Genomic DNA, 13,432 nt, shown 5'->3' with positions numbered 1-13,432 from the left:
GCGTCCGCGAGACCAACGCCGGCTGGAGGGATGGAGGTGACCGGCACGCTCGCGTTACTCGCGGCCGTAGGTGTGGCCGACGTAAAGCGTCAGGACGTTGAGGGCGAGCAGGCTACCAAAGGCCAGCACCGCGGTCCAGTCGTGCAGTCCTGACAGCAGGAGGGGTACCTGAACGAACGGGAGCGCGATCGACGCCCAGAACGCGACGCCCTGGACGGGTTCGAGGAGGCGGCGTTTGCCGTGCTGTGCGCTGGTTGGGGGCGTGTGGTCGGCGAGTGAGGGGTTCGAATTTGACATCGGGGACACCGTCGCGTGTATCTGACCCATTGCGCGGTACCTCCATATAACCCGGCGAGCCTTCGGGCCGTTTCAGCTCGTTTTACCCGATGATTGGTATCTCAATGACATTTTATCATGGCCAGAAAACGGCTAAGACGTTTTATAACGCCCTCTCGTTCCGTTTGGATCAGACAGTCGAGACGCCCCCTCCTGTGGTGTGTTCGGGTGACGGTGCGCCAAGCTATTCACGCCGACCCGATCGTGAGATTGGCACACTCGTCGGGTTCGGTCGCCTGGCATGTCCGATCGCAGGGATGGTCGACTAACTCGGCAAGCCGGTTGGCACCGGCGTCGGGGAGTTCGAACCCGATTCGGTAGGCGTTGTCGACATCGACGTCGAGGTCAAGTTCGGTCTCGAAAAACTGTTCTGTTACACAGCGTCGCCACTGTAGGTGGCGCGCGAGAGTTTCCCCCGTATTGGTCAACGTTGTTCCCTTGTAGTGTTCGTGATCGACGAGGTCGCCATCGCCGAACTTTTCGACCATCTCGGTGACGCTTGCCCGGCTCACGTCGAGGTATTCGGCGAGATCGCCAGTCGCGACCTGTTCACGATCAGCCAGCGAACACTGCAGCAGGCCACAGAGGTACTTGCCGCCGGTCCGCGTGACCGAACGGGAGAGTTCTTCGAGCGATACGTCCGTCGCGTCGGTTCCGGTCTGAGTCATGTGTATCCCCTTTTCTCGCACCGTTCCGTCCGTGTGTTCGAGTTGCCCACCGGTCGAGCAGTCAGCATGAAAATACGAAAGACAGATGCATAACGGTTCTGGAAAACATCATCGGGTGAGAAGCCCACGAGACTGCCCCGAGTGCGGGGTCGACCGGCCGCTTTCGTTCACATTGCCGCCAGCACGGCCGTCGAGACCGTCGTGATGATCGCTTCCCACAGCGAGAAGCCGGCCACGATCTTCAGGACGTTGTCCGCGGCGAAAAAGCCAAACAGCGCCGCGCCGCCGAAGTGTGCTTTCCGGAGATTGACCATATGGGCAAACCGGTGGAAGAAGTACGCGTTCAGCAGACTGATCGGGATGATCGCCAACATCTCCCCGACCCAGATCGCCGAGGTCGCGCCGTAGTCGGCTGCCAGCCCGATGGTCACGAGCTGGGTCTTGTCGCCGAACTCGCCGGCGGCCATCATCGCGAAGATCGGAAGCCACCCGCCGAGCAACGCCGGTACCTTGTAACCGAAAAGCGAGACGTCGAGTTCACCGACCGGTTCTGTGACGCCACCGTCGGTCTCGGCCGTCGAGTCACTGGGGTCGGGGGCCGACCGGATCATCAGCGCAGCGAACAGCACGAACAGTCCGGCCGTGAACGCGGTGAGATATATCTCGGGAAGCGCGTTCTGGAGCGCGTTGCCGAAACCGATCTCCAGGGCGGTCCACCCGGCGAAGGCGGTCCCGGCGGCCGAGACGACGACCAGCGGATGGTATCGCGTCGAGAGGCCGGCGATGATGAACTGGACCTTCTCGCCCGGGAGCACAGCCAGTTGCATGCCGAACGCGACGACGAGGATCTCAAGGTACGCCGTCATAGTCCGGGCACCTCCTCCGGCACGGACTCCCCTTCCGCAGGCGGCGTCTCGACGTAGACGGACTCGGCGACCGCTGCCGAGAGATGCTGGGTCCCCTCGTCGTGTTCGAGGACGTAGACGTCGACGGGGGTGACATCGGTCACCGCCACTTCCCGACCGGGGACGATCCCGCTCTCGGCCAGGTACTGCAGGGTCTCCTCGTCGCGGTCCCGGACGGTCGCGACCACGACTGTTTCGCCGGCTTCACACGCCGACAGCGGACGGGTGTCGGCGGCGGCCGGCGGTTCGAGATCCACGCCCGGGATCGGCTCGCCGTGGGGATCGACCGGTGGATGGCCCAGCAGGTCGGCGATGCGCTCCTCGAAGGATTCGCTGATGTGGTGTTCCAGCCGCTCGGCCTCGTCGTGGACTTCCTCCCACTCGTAGCCGAGGTGTTCGACGAGGTACGCCTCCAGCAGTCGGTGATGACGAACCGTTTCGAGTGCAATCGCCCGCCCGTGCTCGGTCAATTCGACGCCGCTGTACTTCTCGCGTTCGATCAACTCCTCGTCGGCCAGCTTTTCGAGCATCCGTGTGGCCGTCGGGGCCGTCACGTCCAGGGCGTCGGCGATGGCCGACGTGCCGACCGGCGTGCCATCCTCGCGCTCGAGCCGATAGATTACCTTGAGATAGTCCTCCATGACATCGGTCTGCATTGTTGTCGGATTTAGCCGCATCAAAGTATTAAGTCTGGCGGAGACAACTTCTTGGTTCGAGATCAGCAATACGTCTTAGCGCGTTCCCGGAATCCCGACGCGATCCCGGAACGCCCCGCCCGACAGATCGAAACACATGGCTGGTTTCCGGGTCAGTGCGACGGGATCGGCGTCGGGTGCACGCAGGTGCCACTCGTCGGCAATCTCCTCGCGGAGGTAATATCCGACGCGCTCGTTGCCCGGTTTGACGTAGCGCTCGCTGAGGCGAATCGGATCACGGTCGAAGAGGCCGCCGGGCTCGCGGCCCGCGACGATGGCGACGTACTTGTCCTCGGCACCGACCCGATCGTAGTAGAGTGTGCCTTCGTCGGCCCGCTTGGTGTGGGCGTTTTCGGGATGGTCGGCGAGGAGATCCCGTTTCTCCGCCGGGGAGCGTCCGGCGGTCGTGAGGACCGATTCGACGGTGAAATACCCGATCAGGTATCGGTGTGGATGCCCCCCGGGCGGCGCGAGTCCGGCGTAGAACCCGACGACATCGCCGGGATCCAGCGCTTCGAGCAGCCGCACGTATCCCTGTCGCCGATCGGCGCTGCCGCGGTGTTCGCCGTAGGTGAGCGCATCGAAGTTCGGATCCCGATGGAGTGGCCAGTCGGCGATCCGGTCGGGATCGGTGACCCACTCTTCCTCACGGCCCGGAGCCGGCCGGATCTTCGAGAGGAGATCTGCGGCGACGCCGCCGTTCCGAAGCGGCCAGGTCCCGAACGTCTCGGATTCGTCGGTTTCGGGCGTCTTCTCCGGGATCGGGATGTACTCGAAGGTCCCGTCGTCGTACAGCGGGAGGTTTCGGCCGACGTTTGACTGATCCGCGCCGACGCCTGCGAGAACGACTGTCATCACTCCCGATTGGGGATTCCCGGACAAAAGCATCCGTGGGATGCACTATCGGGAACTCCTCTTGGCCGGCGGACTCCACGCTGAAAGCGTCGTCAGCTCAGAACTCGCCGAGGAGGTTCGCCATCTCGATGGCGCTCTCGGCGGCCTCGCTGCCCTTGTTTCCCTGCTTGACGCCCGCGCGGTTGATCGCTTGCTCGGTCGTGTCGGTCGTGAGCACGCCGAAGGAGATCGGGACATCGGTGTCCAGGGTCGCCTTGGCGACCCCCTTGGTCGCCTCGTTGGAGACGTATTCGAAGTGTGGCGTCTCGCCGCGGATGACCGCACCGAGTGCGATGACGGCGTCGTAGTCGCCGCTTTCGGCCATTCGCTTTGCGACGAGCGGGATCTCGAAGGAACCCGGGACCCGGGCCACGTCGATGTCGTCCTCACTCGCGCCGTGACGGGTGAGCGTATCGAGCGCGCCGTCGAGCAGTTTTCCGGTGATAAGGTCGTTGAAGCGGCTGAGGACGATACCGATGGTCAGTCCGCTCGCGTCCAGTTCGCCTTCCAGTTCGGTGACGTCGTAGTCTGTCATGGGTTGTAGAGTGTTGTGTCGGGTGGTAAGTGTGGCGTTGCGCGATCGTCTTCAGTCGGAGTTGAATACGTCGAGTTGGTGATCGAGCTTTTCGGCTTTGGTTTCGAGGTAAGCCTCGTTTTCGGGGTTGGGTTCGATCTGCAGGGCGTCGATCTCGACATCGAAGTCGAACCGCTCGAGCGCGGCGGCCTTCCGCGGGTTGTTCGTCAGCAGGCGCACGCGGTCCAGCCCGATGTCCCTGAGCATCTGGGCGGCAGCGTCGAATCGGCGTTCGTCGGGTTCGAACCCGAGTTCGACGTTAGCCTCGACGGTGTCGTAGCCGTGCTCCTGTAACTCGTAGGCTTTGAGCTTGTTGAGCAGGCCGATCCCGCGTCCCTCCTGATCGAGGTACAACAGGACGCCGCCCTCCTCGCTGATGCGCTGCATGGTCTCTTCGAGCTGGAACCCGCAATCGCACTTCAGGGAGTGCAAGGCGTCGCCGGTCAGACACTTCGAGTGGATCCGGACGAGCGGCCGGTCGGTCGCGGGATCGACGTCCTCGAAGTTGACCAGGGCGACGTGAGTTTCCCCGCGGTAGTCGTACCCGTACATGTCGAAGGTGCCGAACTCGGTCGGCAGGCGAGTGTCGACCTCCCGGGAGACGAGCGTCTCCGTCAGGTGGCGATATTCGAGGACGTCGGCGACGGTCACGATCGGCAACCCGTGTTCGTCTGCAAACTCCATGAGACGGTCCTCCCGGGCCATCGTGCCGTCGTCGTCGACGACCTCGCAGATCACGCCGCCCGGCCGATAGCCGGCGATTCTCGCGAGGTCGACCGCCGCTTCGGTGTGCCCCTCCCGGTCGAGGACGCCGTCGGATTTGGCCTCCAGGGGGAAGATGTGCCCCGGTTTGTCGAGATCAGCCGGCTCGGTCTCGGGATCGACCAGGGCCTGGATCGTCTCGGCGCGGTCGTACGCCGAGATCCCAGTCCCCGTCGAAGCAGCGTCGACCGAGACCGTGAAGCGCGTGGACATCTCTTCGGTGTTCTCCGAGGTAGGGACCATCTGTTCGAGGCTGAGGCGGTCGGTAATCTCCGGGGCGACCGGCGCACAGACCAGTCCGCGGCCGTGCTTGAGCATGAAGTTGATGTGCTCCGGTGTGACTGCTTCGGCCGGGACGTACAGATCGCCTTCGTCTTCACGGCTCTTTTCGTCGACCAGCAGGATCATCTCGCCGTCCTCGATGGCGTCGATCGCGGTCTCGATGTCGTCGAAGCGCGAGCGATCCCGATCCGATTCGATGACTGTCATTGATTGAGTTCTTCGAGTTTACGCATGAGGTCCGTCTCTCCTTCGCTTTCCCCGGCCAACCGCTCGACGTACCGCGCGATCACGTCGACTTCGAGGTTGACCTCGTCGCCGACGCCGGTCTCAGTGAGGGTCGTCTCGTCTTCCGTGTAATCGGTGATCGAGACGCTGAAGGTCCGATCGACGTCGACGACCGTCAGACTGACGCCGTCGACCGCCACCGACCCCTTCTCGGCGAGGTAGGGCAACAATTTCTCCGGCGGTCGGATCGAATAGATCCGGGCCTTCTCCTCGCGGCGGAGATCGGTCACGACGCCGGTCCCGTCGATATGACCGGTCACCAGGTGGCCGTCGAGGCCGTCGTTCAACTGCAGCGCCGACTCGAGGTTGACCGGACTGCCCGGCTGTAGCTCCCGAAGGTTGGTCCGCCGGTAGGTCTCGGGCGTCACCTCGACGGTGAACGTCTCGGCCGACTCGTCGATTTCGACGACGGTGAGACACGGGCCGTTGACCGCGACGCTGTCGCCGAGTTCGAGGTCGGTCAGTTCCGTCGAGTGGACTGTCAGGACGAGCGCGTTCGCCCGCCGGTCGATGGCCTCGACGGATCCGACGTCCTCGATTATGCCCGTGAACATCGTTCCCCTCGTGTCGCAGGAATTCCGGTTTGAGCCCGGATCGATCGGTCCCGTGTGACGGGCCCGTTCGACGCCGGGAATGTCGCGTTCGCGTCACCTCGATGCATTCCCATAACGATTGGCGTCGCACCCGTATAAAATAATTGGAATCGGTCCCAATTGTGTATGGGCTATAGTCGAGGTTGGTCGGCCACCGGGTGCGTCTGACGATGAATCAGTAGCCGCTACATCGTGATATCTGGGATACGTGACCGTGACAGGTGTCTCGATTGCTGTCGGAGACAAGGGCACGAGTGCTGTCGTCAGTCGCCTCTCCTCGTCGAGTACACGGATCGGCAAAGCGATGCGGGCGCTGGAGGCTGCGAAAACGTCGCTGAAGGCCGGCATCTCGACGAAGACGATGGCGCTTGCGGGCCGGGTCAACGGCCGCCTTCCCGACGCGGATCTCGACACCGGCCAGATAGCCAATCGCTTAAGCGAGGTATCCCAGCCCGTCCGCCTGCGGACGACAGCGCAGTTGCGCGAACTGGACTCGGACACTTTGGCTGGATCAATGACAACGGGGTCGTCTATAAGTCCGCCTCGAAAGCCGCTCGCGTCGTGCGGGCGACCGGCGAAACGGGCCGCGAAGCCCTCGAATCGCTCGGAAGGGACGGCAGGACCGCACTCCTGGAACTTTCCGAGGCGACTGCGATTGTGCGAACGTCGCTTCGCGCCTGGGACCGCGGCGATCTCTCGACCGATGAACTCACGGCGGCCTTACGACGGACTGACGCGATGGATGCTGCCGAGCGACGAGCCTACGACGATGTTCTCGAAGCGACCGGCGACGACACGGTCAAACAGCTCACCCGCTGAGCATCCCGCCGAACAGCGCCTTCCCGGTCTGGAGGTACGACGGCCGCGTCACGCGGTCGTGTTCCGCGCGCGTGAGTTTGAAGTCGAAGACGTCGAGGTTCTCGGCGATGTGTTCCCGGGAGGTGGACATCGGGATCGTGGCGACGTTCTCGTGCTGGGTCGCCCACCGGATCGCGACCTGTGGGCCGGTCTTGCCGTAGCGCTCGCCGATCTCTTCGAGCAACGCGTCGTCCAGCAACGCGCCGTTGGCCAGCGGGCTGTAGGCCGTCAGCATGACGTCCTCGCGCTGGCAGTAGGCGAGCAACTCCCGTTGTGGCCACCAGGGGTGAAACAGGACCTGGTCAGTCAGGATCGGCGCGTCGGAGAGTTCACGCGTACGGTCGAGTCGGTCTTTCCCGAAGTTACTCACGCCGATGTGGCGGGCCATCTCGCGATCGACGGCCTCGTTCAAGCCGTCCATCACCGTTTCGAGATCGGCCAGGGGGTTCGGCCAGTGGATCAGCAGTAGATCGACGTACTCAGTTCCGAGCGCTGCGAGGCTGTCCGCGACGCTGTCGACGATCGACTCGACCGATCGGTGGCGGGGATTGACCTTCGTCGTGAGGAAGATGTCCTCGCGCTCGACGTCGGCGTCGGCGATCGCTCGGCCGACACCGGCTTCGTTCTCGTAGAGCTGGGCGGTGTCGACGTGTCGATAGCCGACGTCGAGCGCGTCGCTGACAGCGTCGTAGGCGGTCTCGGGCTCCATCTGCCAGGTACCGATGCCGAGAGCGGGAACCTCGGTGCCGGCGACGGTTACGTGTTCCATGCCCGAAGCAAGGGGGCCGACGGCCAAGAAGGTACGGGCGGGCACCTGCTCGTCGACAGTGTTTCCCCTAGCCACGTCGGCACTACGGCAACAACCGACCGATCGGCCCGCGATTTTCCGCGATCCGGCGGTAGCCCCACTCCCGGAGGGAGGGGTATCCCGGAAGCGCCCGGAAGACGCCAAACAGCGGGGCCGGGACGAGTTCCGTTTCGGCCAGCGCGCGCTCGATCGATTCGCCACACGAGTAGACGGCGTCCTCAGTCACGAGGTGTGCACACGTCCGGTAGTCCGGCGGAAGCCGGTCGCGAAGCGACGGCGACAGCTCGGAGAAGCCGACGAGTTCGACGGCCCCGTGGCGAGCGACAAACCTCGCGGACCGCGTACAGAAGCCACAGTCGTCGTCGTAAACGAGCGTCGGTGCCATACGGAGTCTACGGGCGCGACCACTATATGGATGTGGCCACACGGATGCTACGACGGGACCGTCGGTACAAGCCGACACCTATACGGACGCGGTCGGCATACGTGGGGGTATGGAAACCTGGAAAGCGATGGCGTGGACGGCTGTCGTCGTTGTCCTTTTCGGAGCCGTCGTCTCCGTCGTCGACATTTCGGTGTCGGGGCCGACTGTGCTGGCGATACTGGCCGGGGTTGCCGTCGGGAGCGTCATTTTTTACGCGATTTCGAAAAAGGGGTACCAGTTCGGTCGCCGGCTTGGCGAACAGATGAGCGAGGACGAGTAAGGCCACCGCGGGCGGCCAACGCCGTCCGGGGGAAGTTTCTTGTCGACAGCCGGCAATCCCGAACGCATGGCTGAAGGTAATACGTTGCTCAATGCGGTCATTGGGGCGGTCGCTACCGTCGTCTTCACGTTCGTACCGTTCTCACCGCTGGTCGGCGGGGCCGTCGCGGGATATCTCCAGGGCGGTGACGAGTCGGCCGGAATCCGGGTCGGAGCACTGTCGGGGCTCATCGCTGCGATCCCGCTGGTGTTCGCGCTGACGCTGCTGGCGACGATCATTCCGTTCCTGCCGGCGTTCGGAACGGCCGGCTCGATCACGGCTCTGTTTGGCATCTTGGGGATCATCGTGCTCATGTTTGCCCTGGTGTACAGCGTCGGGCTCAGTGCCCTCGGTGGACTTCTCGGCCGTTATCTCGCTCGGGAGACAGATATCTGAGCGGGGACTCCGGAACGCCCTTGGCAGTCGCTGTTCCAACCCCTACCATGGTCACTTCGAGCGCCCCGGGCAAGGTGTATCTCTTCGGCGAGCACGCCGTCGTCTACGGCGAACCCGCCGTCCCCTGCGCGATCGAGCGCCGCGCGTCGGTGACGGCGACACTTCGAGACGACGAAGCGCTCCGGGTCGATGCCGGCGACCTCACACTCGATGGCTTCACTGTCGAGTACAGCGGGGACACGGCGGGAACGCCGGACGTCGACGTCGAGCAACCGCTGCTGGAGGCGGCGATGGGCTACGTCAACGAGGCGATCGAGCAGGCCCGCGACGCGACCGGCCGGCCCGACGCGGGCTTCGACGTCCACATCGACAGTGCGATCCCGCTCGGTGCTGGACTCGGCTCCTCGGCGGCGGTTGTGGTCGCCGCGATCGACGCCGCGACCCGTGAGCTCGGCGTTACCTTGGACTCCGAGGAGATCGCCGATCGGGCCTACCAGGTCGAACGTGCCGTTCAGGACGGGGAGGCCTCGCGGGCCGACACCTTCTGCTCGGCGATGGGTGGGGCCGTCCGCGTCGAGGGCGACGACTGCCGGCGACTCGATGCCGTCCCGAACCTGCCGTTCGTGATCGGCTACGACGGGGGATCCGGCGATACGGGCGCGCTCGTCTCGGGCGTTCGCGGGTTGCGCGAGGAGTACGACTTCGCGGCCGATACTGTCGAAGCGATCGGTGACGTGGTCCGTCGCGGCGAGGACGCACTTGCCGACGAAGATTTGGACGAACTCGGTCGACTCATGGATTTCAACCACGGACTACTCGCGGCGCTTGGGGTCTCCTCGCGGTCGCTCGACGCGATGGTCTGGGCCGCCCGCGACGCCGACGCCCGCGGCGCGAAACTCACCGGTGCGGGCGGTGGCGGCTGCATCGTCGCGCTCGACGACACTGACGGCACGGAGACCGCCCTCCGGTACACGCCAGGCTGTGAAGACGCCTTCCGGGCGGAACTCGACACCGAGGGGGTCCAGGTGGAGGACCGATGACCGCTCGTGGCGTTCCGGGGGGTAAGTCCGCATGACGACGATCCTCAAACTCGGTGGCAGCGTCATCACGGCGAAGGACACGCCCGAGACCGTCGATAACGAGGCGCTCGCGGCGGCAGCCGAGGCCATCGGGGCGGCCGACGTCGAGGACCTCGTGATCGTCCACGGCGGCGGGAGCTTCGGCCACCACCACGCCGAGGCTCACGGCGTCACCACGACGGACGGCACCCACGACGCGGTGGGCGTCTACGCTATCCACGACGCCATGCGCCGGCTCGACGATCACGTGGTCGAGGCCCTCCAGGCAGCCGGCGTGTCCGCCCTTCCGGTCGACCCGTTCTCGGTGGCTTCCCGGGACGAAACCGGCGAGACGACCCTGCCGACTGCTGTGGTCGAGCGCCTGCAAGCCGAGGGGTTCGTGCCCGTCCTCTTCGGCGACGTGGTCGTCCAGGCCGGCGCGGGCGCGACGATCCTGAGCGGCGACGAGATCGTCGTCTCTCTCGCCCGCTCGCTCGGGGCCGACCGGATCGGGCTCTGTTCGGGCGTGCCGGGCGTCCTCGATTCGTCCGGGGCGGTGATCGACCGGATCGCGGACGTCGGGGCCGTTGGCGACGCCCTCGGGGAGAGCGAGGCGACCGACGTCACCGGCGGTATGGCCGGGAAAGTGCGTGCCTTGCTCGACCTGGAGACCCCGGCGTCGATCTTCGGCCCCGCGGACCTGGCGGCGTTTCTCGCTGGCGAGGATCCCGGCACACTGATCGAGTGACCGATCGCGTCGCTCGCTGTGCAACTCCCCGAAATTTACTTCCCTCCGGTTTGCGTTGGCCCCGACATGGTTGCGATCAGCGTCAAAGAGAGTCTTCGCTACTGGGTGCGACTGTTCGGGTATTTTCTGGCGGTCGCCGTCGCCGGCGGTGCCGTCGCCGGTGGTGGGCTTGTCCTCCTCCGTGACGTTCCCGGGTGGATGCCCGGCGGGCGGGCACCCGATGTCGGCGTGAAACTGCTCGCCGGCGCGGGGCTTCTCGCCGTCGGCGCACTCGTCTTGCTCGCCGGATTTTTCATGATCGTCCTCGCGATCGTCGCCGATGGCGTCCGGGTCGGCATCGAGGCCGCAAGCCTCGAACCGGCCGGCGAAGACGGGACTGACGACGGCCCAGCCGAACAACCCGTTTCCGACCCAGCCGAGCGGAACCGTGCCCGGCGACGGGCCGGGCGTGCGCCGGTGGGCGGTCAGCCACACCGACCCCAGCGAGACCGCACGCGGGCGCAACCGGCTGCGGAATCGACATCGGAACGACGTGCGCCCACGGAACCCGACGAGGAGCACTGGATTCGTGAAGTCGAACGCGACCTGGAGGGCGAGGAGGGGCCCGAAGAAGCCCGGAGGGCGTCCTCAGGTGCGCCCGAACCCCCGGCCGAGGGGGCCGAACCGACGAGCCAGCCACCGGATCGACGAGCCACTTCCGAGGAGGAACCCGTCGAATCGCCAGCCAGCGAACGGGACCGGTTGAGGACCGAAACCGACGGGGCCCCGCCAGCGGATCGTGACGAGTCGGGTGACGACGAGTGGGTGAGTGGCAGTGCGATCGATGCGTCCGAGTCGACCCGCGAGGTCGAATCGGGGGACACCACAGGGGCTGTCGAGACGGACGTGTCTCCGCCAACGGATACCGCCGCGGTCGATGCGCCCGTCACCGACGTGACTGGCGATACCGACACCTCCGAGGACGACAATGCCATCCCGGAGTCGGCTGACGGTTCCGATCCGACTCCGGAAGCGGATGACCCGCTTGCCCCGGACGATTTCGAGCCCGAGGCCCCCGCCGACGAACCGGCGGACACGGCCGAGGAGCGCGATGAGACGACTGGTGCGTCCTCGGACGCGGCGGTGGAAAGCGCGGATTCAGTGCCCGAATCCACGGATAGCGACGACGAACAGGGGTAATTTCGGCGTTGGCCCCAACCCGCACGGTTTTTACCGCCGCGCCACATACCGGGTAGTAACCGAGCGCTCGGCCGCCCGTACGGACCGGCGGCCGACGGATGGACGTCGAATGCGATCGTCGCGACGGCGTCGGGCACTGCTTGCCCACGTCGTCGCCGGGTCGCGGGCCAGTGAGGAACGCTGGCTCGCGCCCCAGTCAGTCCGGTCGATCCGGATGGCGGTCGACGCTGCCGACACACTCGATAGCACCGTGCTGTCGGACGTTGGGAACCTCCGTCGGGTGGCCCACTCGGAGGAACAACTATGGAAATCGAGATTGCCACCATTGGCGGTTACGAGGAAGTGGGACGACAGATGACTGCGGTGCGGGCGGGCGAGGACGTCGTGATCTTCGACATGGGCCTGAACCTCTCGAAGGTCCTGATCCACGACAACGTCGAGACCGAGCGGATGCACAGCCTGGACCTGATCGACATGGGCGCGATCCCCGACGATCGCGTCATGAGCGAGATCGAGGGCGACGTCAAGGCCATCGTGCCGACCCACGGCCACCTCGATCACATCGGTGCGATCAGCAAGCTGGCCCACCGCTATGACGCACCGATCATGGCGACGCCCTTTACGATCGAACTCGTCAAACAGCAGATCCAGGGCGAGGAGAAGTTCGGCGTCGAGAACGACCTCGTGAAGATGGACGCCGGCGCGACGACCTCGATCGGCGACGACGGCGTCGAACTCGAGTTCGTCAACGTAACTCACTCGATCATCGACGCGATCAACCCGGTCCTCCACACGCCCGAAGGCGCGGTCGTCTACGGACTGGACAAGCGCATGGACCACGATCCGGTCGTCGGCGACCCGATCGACATGGAGCGCTTCGGCGAACTCGGCGACGAAGGCGTCCTCTGTTACATCGAGGACTGTACGAACGCCGGCAAGAAGGGGCGAACGCCGAGTGAGTCCGTCGCTCGAAAACACCTCAAGGACGTCATGTACAGCATGGAGGACTACGACGGCGGGATCGTCGCGACGACGTTCTCCTCTCACATCGCCCGCGTGAAGAGTCTCGTCGAGTTCGCCGACGACATCGGTCGCCAGCCCGTTCTTCTCGGTCGCTCGATGGAGAAGTACTCCGGGACGGCCGAACGACTCGACTTCGTCGAGTTCCCCGAGGACCTGGGGATGTACGGTCACCGCAAGTCCGTCGACCGCACGTTCAAGCGGATCATGAGCGAGGGCAAGGAGAACTTCCTGCCGATCGTCACCGGCCACCAGGGCGAACCGCGCGCGATGCTCACCCGGATGGGCCGTGGCGACACGCCCTACGAACTCGAGGAGGGTGACAAGGTCATCTTCTCGGCCCGTGTGATCCCCGAACCCACCAACGAGGGCCAGCGCTACCAGAGCGAGACGCTGCTGAAGATGCAGGGGGCCCGCATCTACGACGAGGTCCACGTCTCGGGTCACCTCAACCGCGAGGGCCACTACGAGATGCTCAACACACTCGAACCCGAACACATCATCCCGGCCCACCAGAGCATGGGTGGGTTCGCGCCGTACGTCGAACTCGCCGAGAGCGAGGGCTACGAGCTCGGCGAGGACCTGCACGTCACGCGAAACGGTAACGTGATCACCCTGGTCGAATAAT

The 13,432-nt window shown here is 65.0% G+C and carries 17 protein-coding genes; 7 read left to right on the top strand and 10 right to left on the bottom strand.

What is annotated here, in order from left to right:
* Positions 1–54: 54 nt before the first annotated feature.
* From HBNXHr_RS12510 to HBNXHr_RS12475, 8 genes are all read right to left on the bottom strand, one after another.
* The gene (locus HBNXHr_RS12510; RefSeq protein ID WP_275882384.1) at positions 55–327 is read right to left on the bottom strand and encodes a hypothetical protein; all 273 of its coding nucleotides are present in this window, start codon (positions 325–327) and stop codon (positions 55–57) included.
* 197 nt (positions 328–524) lie between these two features.
* The gene (locus tag HBNXHr_RS12505) at positions 525–1,004 is read right to left on the bottom strand and encodes a metal-dependent transcriptional regulator (RefSeq protein WP_275882383.1); all 480 of its coding nucleotides are present in this window, start codon (positions 1,002–1,004) and stop codon (positions 525–527) included.
* Between the two features lie 167 nt (positions 1,005–1,171).
* On the bottom strand, positions 1,172–1,870 hold the full coding sequence (locus tag HBNXHr_RS12500; RefSeq protein ID WP_275882382.1) for a TMEM165/GDT1 family protein: 699 nt from the start codon (positions 1,868–1,870) through the stop codon (positions 1,172–1,174).
* A complete protein-coding gene (locus HBNXHr_RS12495) occupies positions 1,867–2,565 on the bottom strand; it encodes a metal-dependent transcriptional regulator (RefSeq protein WP_275882381.1) in 699 nt (232 codons plus the stop codon). The genes HBNXHr_RS12500 and HBNXHr_RS12495 overlap by 4 nt, the downstream gene beginning before the upstream one ends.
* A gap of 75 nt (positions 2,566–2,640) precedes the next feature.
* Complete coding sequence (locus tag HBNXHr_RS12490) at positions 2,641–3,459, bottom strand: hypothetical protein (protein WP_275882380.1); 819 nt, start codon at positions 3,457–3,459, stop codon at positions 2,641–2,643.
* A 97-nt stretch (positions 3,460–3,556) separates the two neighbouring features.
* The gene (gene ribE, locus HBNXHr_RS12485; RefSeq protein ID WP_275737824.1) at positions 3,557–4,033 is read right to left on the bottom strand and encodes a 6,7-dimethyl-8-ribityllumazine synthase; all 477 of its coding nucleotides are present in this window, start codon (positions 4,031–4,033) and stop codon (positions 3,557–3,559) included.
* 51 nt (positions 4,034–4,084) lie between these two features.
* Entirely contained in the window at positions 4,085–5,323 is a 1,239-nt protein-coding gene (gene ribB / locus HBNXHr_RS12480; protein ID WP_275882379.1) for a 3,4-dihydroxy-2-butanone-4-phosphate synthase, read from the bottom strand.
* Positions 5,320–5,955, bottom strand: coding sequence for a riboflavin synthase (locus tag HBNXHr_RS12475; RefSeq protein ID WP_275882378.1), 636 nt, complete (start codon positions 5,953–5,955; stop codon positions 5,320–5,322). The genes ribB and HBNXHr_RS12475 overlap by 4 nt, the downstream gene beginning before the upstream one ends.
* Before the next feature lie 600 nt (positions 5,956–6,555).
* Here HBNXHr_RS12475 and HBNXHr_RS12470 point away from each other — a divergent pair.
* Positions 6,556–6,813: a hypothetical protein gene (locus HBNXHr_RS12470; protein ID WP_275882377.1), complete on the top strand. Its 258-nt coding sequence runs from the start codon at positions 6,556–6,558 to the stop codon at positions 6,811–6,813.
* Here the strand turns inward: HBNXHr_RS12470 and HBNXHr_RS12465 are convergent.
* Both HBNXHr_RS12465 and HBNXHr_RS12460 read right to left on the bottom strand, forming a co-directional pair.
* On the bottom strand, positions 6,803–7,621 hold the full coding sequence (locus HBNXHr_RS12465; protein WP_275882376.1) for an aldo/keto reductase: 819 nt from the start codon (positions 7,619–7,621) through the stop codon (positions 6,803–6,805). The genes HBNXHr_RS12470 and HBNXHr_RS12465 overlap by 11 nt on opposite strands.
* 82 nt (positions 7,622–7,703) lie before the next feature.
* Positions 7,704–8,045 (bottom strand): DUF393 domain-containing protein, encoded by a 342-nt coding sequence (locus HBNXHr_RS12460; RefSeq protein WP_275882375.1) that lies wholly within the window; start codon positions 8,043–8,045, stop codon positions 7,704–7,706.
* A gap of 109 nt (positions 8,046–8,154) precedes the next feature.
* Here HBNXHr_RS12460 and HBNXHr_RS12455 point away from each other — a divergent pair, with 109 nt between their 5' ends.
* The 6 genes from HBNXHr_RS12455 (at position 8,155) to HBNXHr_RS12430 (ending at position 13,431) form a co-directional block, all read left to right on the top strand.
* Complete coding sequence (locus HBNXHr_RS12455) at positions 8,155–8,364, top strand: hypothetical protein (RefSeq protein WP_275737837.1); 210 nt, start codon at positions 8,155–8,157, stop codon at positions 8,362–8,364.
* 66 nt (positions 8,365–8,430) lie between these two features.
* The gene (locus HBNXHr_RS12450; protein ID WP_275737839.1) at positions 8,431–8,799 is read left to right on the top strand and encodes a DUF5518 domain-containing protein; all 369 of its coding nucleotides are present in this window, start codon (positions 8,431–8,433) and stop codon (positions 8,797–8,799) included.
* 47 nt (positions 8,800–8,846) lie between these two features.
* The gene (mvk, locus tag HBNXHr_RS12445) at positions 8,847–9,839 is read left to right on the top strand and encodes a mevalonate kinase (RefSeq protein WP_275882374.1); all 993 of its coding nucleotides are present in this window, start codon (positions 8,847–8,849) and stop codon (positions 9,837–9,839) included.
* Positions 9,840–9,870: 31 nt separating this feature from the next.
* Positions 9,871–10,605 (top strand): isopentenyl phosphate kinase, encoded by a 735-nt coding sequence (locus HBNXHr_RS12440; protein WP_275882373.1) that lies wholly within the window; start codon positions 9,871–9,873, stop codon positions 10,603–10,605.
* 66 nt (positions 10,606–10,671) lie between these two features.
* On the top strand, positions 10,672–11,784 hold the full coding sequence (locus HBNXHr_RS12435; protein WP_275882372.1) for a hypothetical protein: 1,113 nt from the start codon (positions 10,672–10,674) through the stop codon (positions 11,782–11,784).
* A gap of 303 nt (positions 11,785–12,087) precedes the next feature.
* Entirely contained in the window at positions 12,088–13,431 is a 1,344-nt protein-coding gene (locus HBNXHr_RS12430; RefSeq protein ID WP_275882371.1) for a ribonuclease J, read from the top strand.
* The last annotated feature ends 1 nt before the right edge of the window (position 13,432 follow it).

Origin of the sequence: Halorhabdus sp. BNX81, from assembly GCF_029229925.1 — an archaeon.
Taxonomy (GTDB): domain Archaea; phylum Halobacteriota; class Halobacteria; order Halobacteriales; family Haloarculaceae; genus Halorhabdus.
The sequence above is the reverse complement of the archived record's forward strand: the minus strand, read 5'-3'. Positions and strand labels throughout refer to the sequence as shown.

What these genes read in the sequence shown, in the direction of transcription:
- HBNXHr_RS12475 (WP_275882378.1), bottom strand. Translation starts at nt 5,955, where the DNA reads ATGTTCACGGGCATAATCGAGGACGTCGGATCCGTCGAGGCCATCGAC.
- HBNXHr_RS12505 (WP_275882383.1), bottom strand. Translation starts at nt 1,004, where the DNA reads ATGACTCAGACCGGAACCGACGCGACGGACGTATCGCTCGAAGAACTC.
- HBNXHr_RS12440 (WP_275882373.1), top strand. Translation starts at nt 9,871, where the DNA reads ATGACGACGATCCTCAAACTCGGTGGCAGCGTCATCACGGCGAAGGAC.
- HBNXHr_RS12490 (WP_275882380.1), bottom strand. Translation starts at nt 3,459, where the DNA reads ATGACAGTCGTTCTCGCAGGCGTCGGCGCGGATCAGTCAAACGTCGGC.
- HBNXHr_RS12455 (WP_275737837.1), top strand. Translation starts at nt 8,155, where the DNA reads ATGGAAACCTGGAAAGCGATGGCGTGGACGGCTGTCGTCGTTGTCCTT.
- HBNXHr_RS12465 (WP_275882376.1), bottom strand. Translation starts at nt 7,621, where the DNA reads ATGGAACACGTAACCGTCGCCGGCACCGAGGTTCCCGCTCTCGGCATC.
- HBNXHr_RS12430 (WP_275882371.1), top strand. Translation starts at nt 12,088, where the DNA reads ATGGAAATCGAGATTGCCACCATTGGCGGTTACGAGGAAGTGGGACGA.
- HBNXHr_RS12510 (WP_275882384.1), bottom strand. Translation starts at nt 327, where the DNA reads ATGGGTCAGATACACGCGACGGTGTCCCCGATGTCAAATTCGAACCCC.
- HBNXHr_RS12500 (WP_275882382.1), bottom strand. Translation starts at nt 1,870, where the DNA reads ATGACGGCGTACCTTGAGATCCTCGTCGTCGCGTTCGGCATGCAACTG.
- HBNXHr_RS12450 (WP_275737839.1), top strand. Translation starts at nt 8,431, where the DNA reads ATGGCTGAAGGTAATACGTTGCTCAATGCGGTCATTGGGGCGGTCGCT.
- mvk (WP_275882374.1), top strand. Translation starts at nt 8,847, where the DNA reads ATGGTCACTTCGAGCGCCCCGGGCAAGGTGTATCTCTTCGGCGAGCAC.
- ribE (WP_275737824.1), bottom strand. Translation starts at nt 4,033, where the DNA reads ATGACAGACTACGACGTCACCGAACTGGAAGGCGAACTGGACGCGAGC.
- HBNXHr_RS12435 (WP_275882372.1), top strand. Translation starts at nt 10,672, where the DNA reads ATGGTTGCGATCAGCGTCAAAGAGAGTCTTCGCTACTGGGTGCGACTG.
- ribB (WP_275882379.1), bottom strand. Translation starts at nt 5,323, where the DNA reads ATGACAGTCATCGAATCGGATCGGGATCGCTCGCGCTTCGACGACATC.
- HBNXHr_RS12495 (WP_275882381.1), bottom strand. Translation starts at nt 2,565, where the DNA reads ATGCAGACCGATGTCATGGAGGACTATCTCAAGGTAATCTATCGGCTC.
- HBNXHr_RS12460 (WP_275882375.1), bottom strand. Translation starts at nt 8,045, where the DNA reads ATGGCACCGACGCTCGTTTACGACGACGACTGTGGCTTCTGTACGCGG.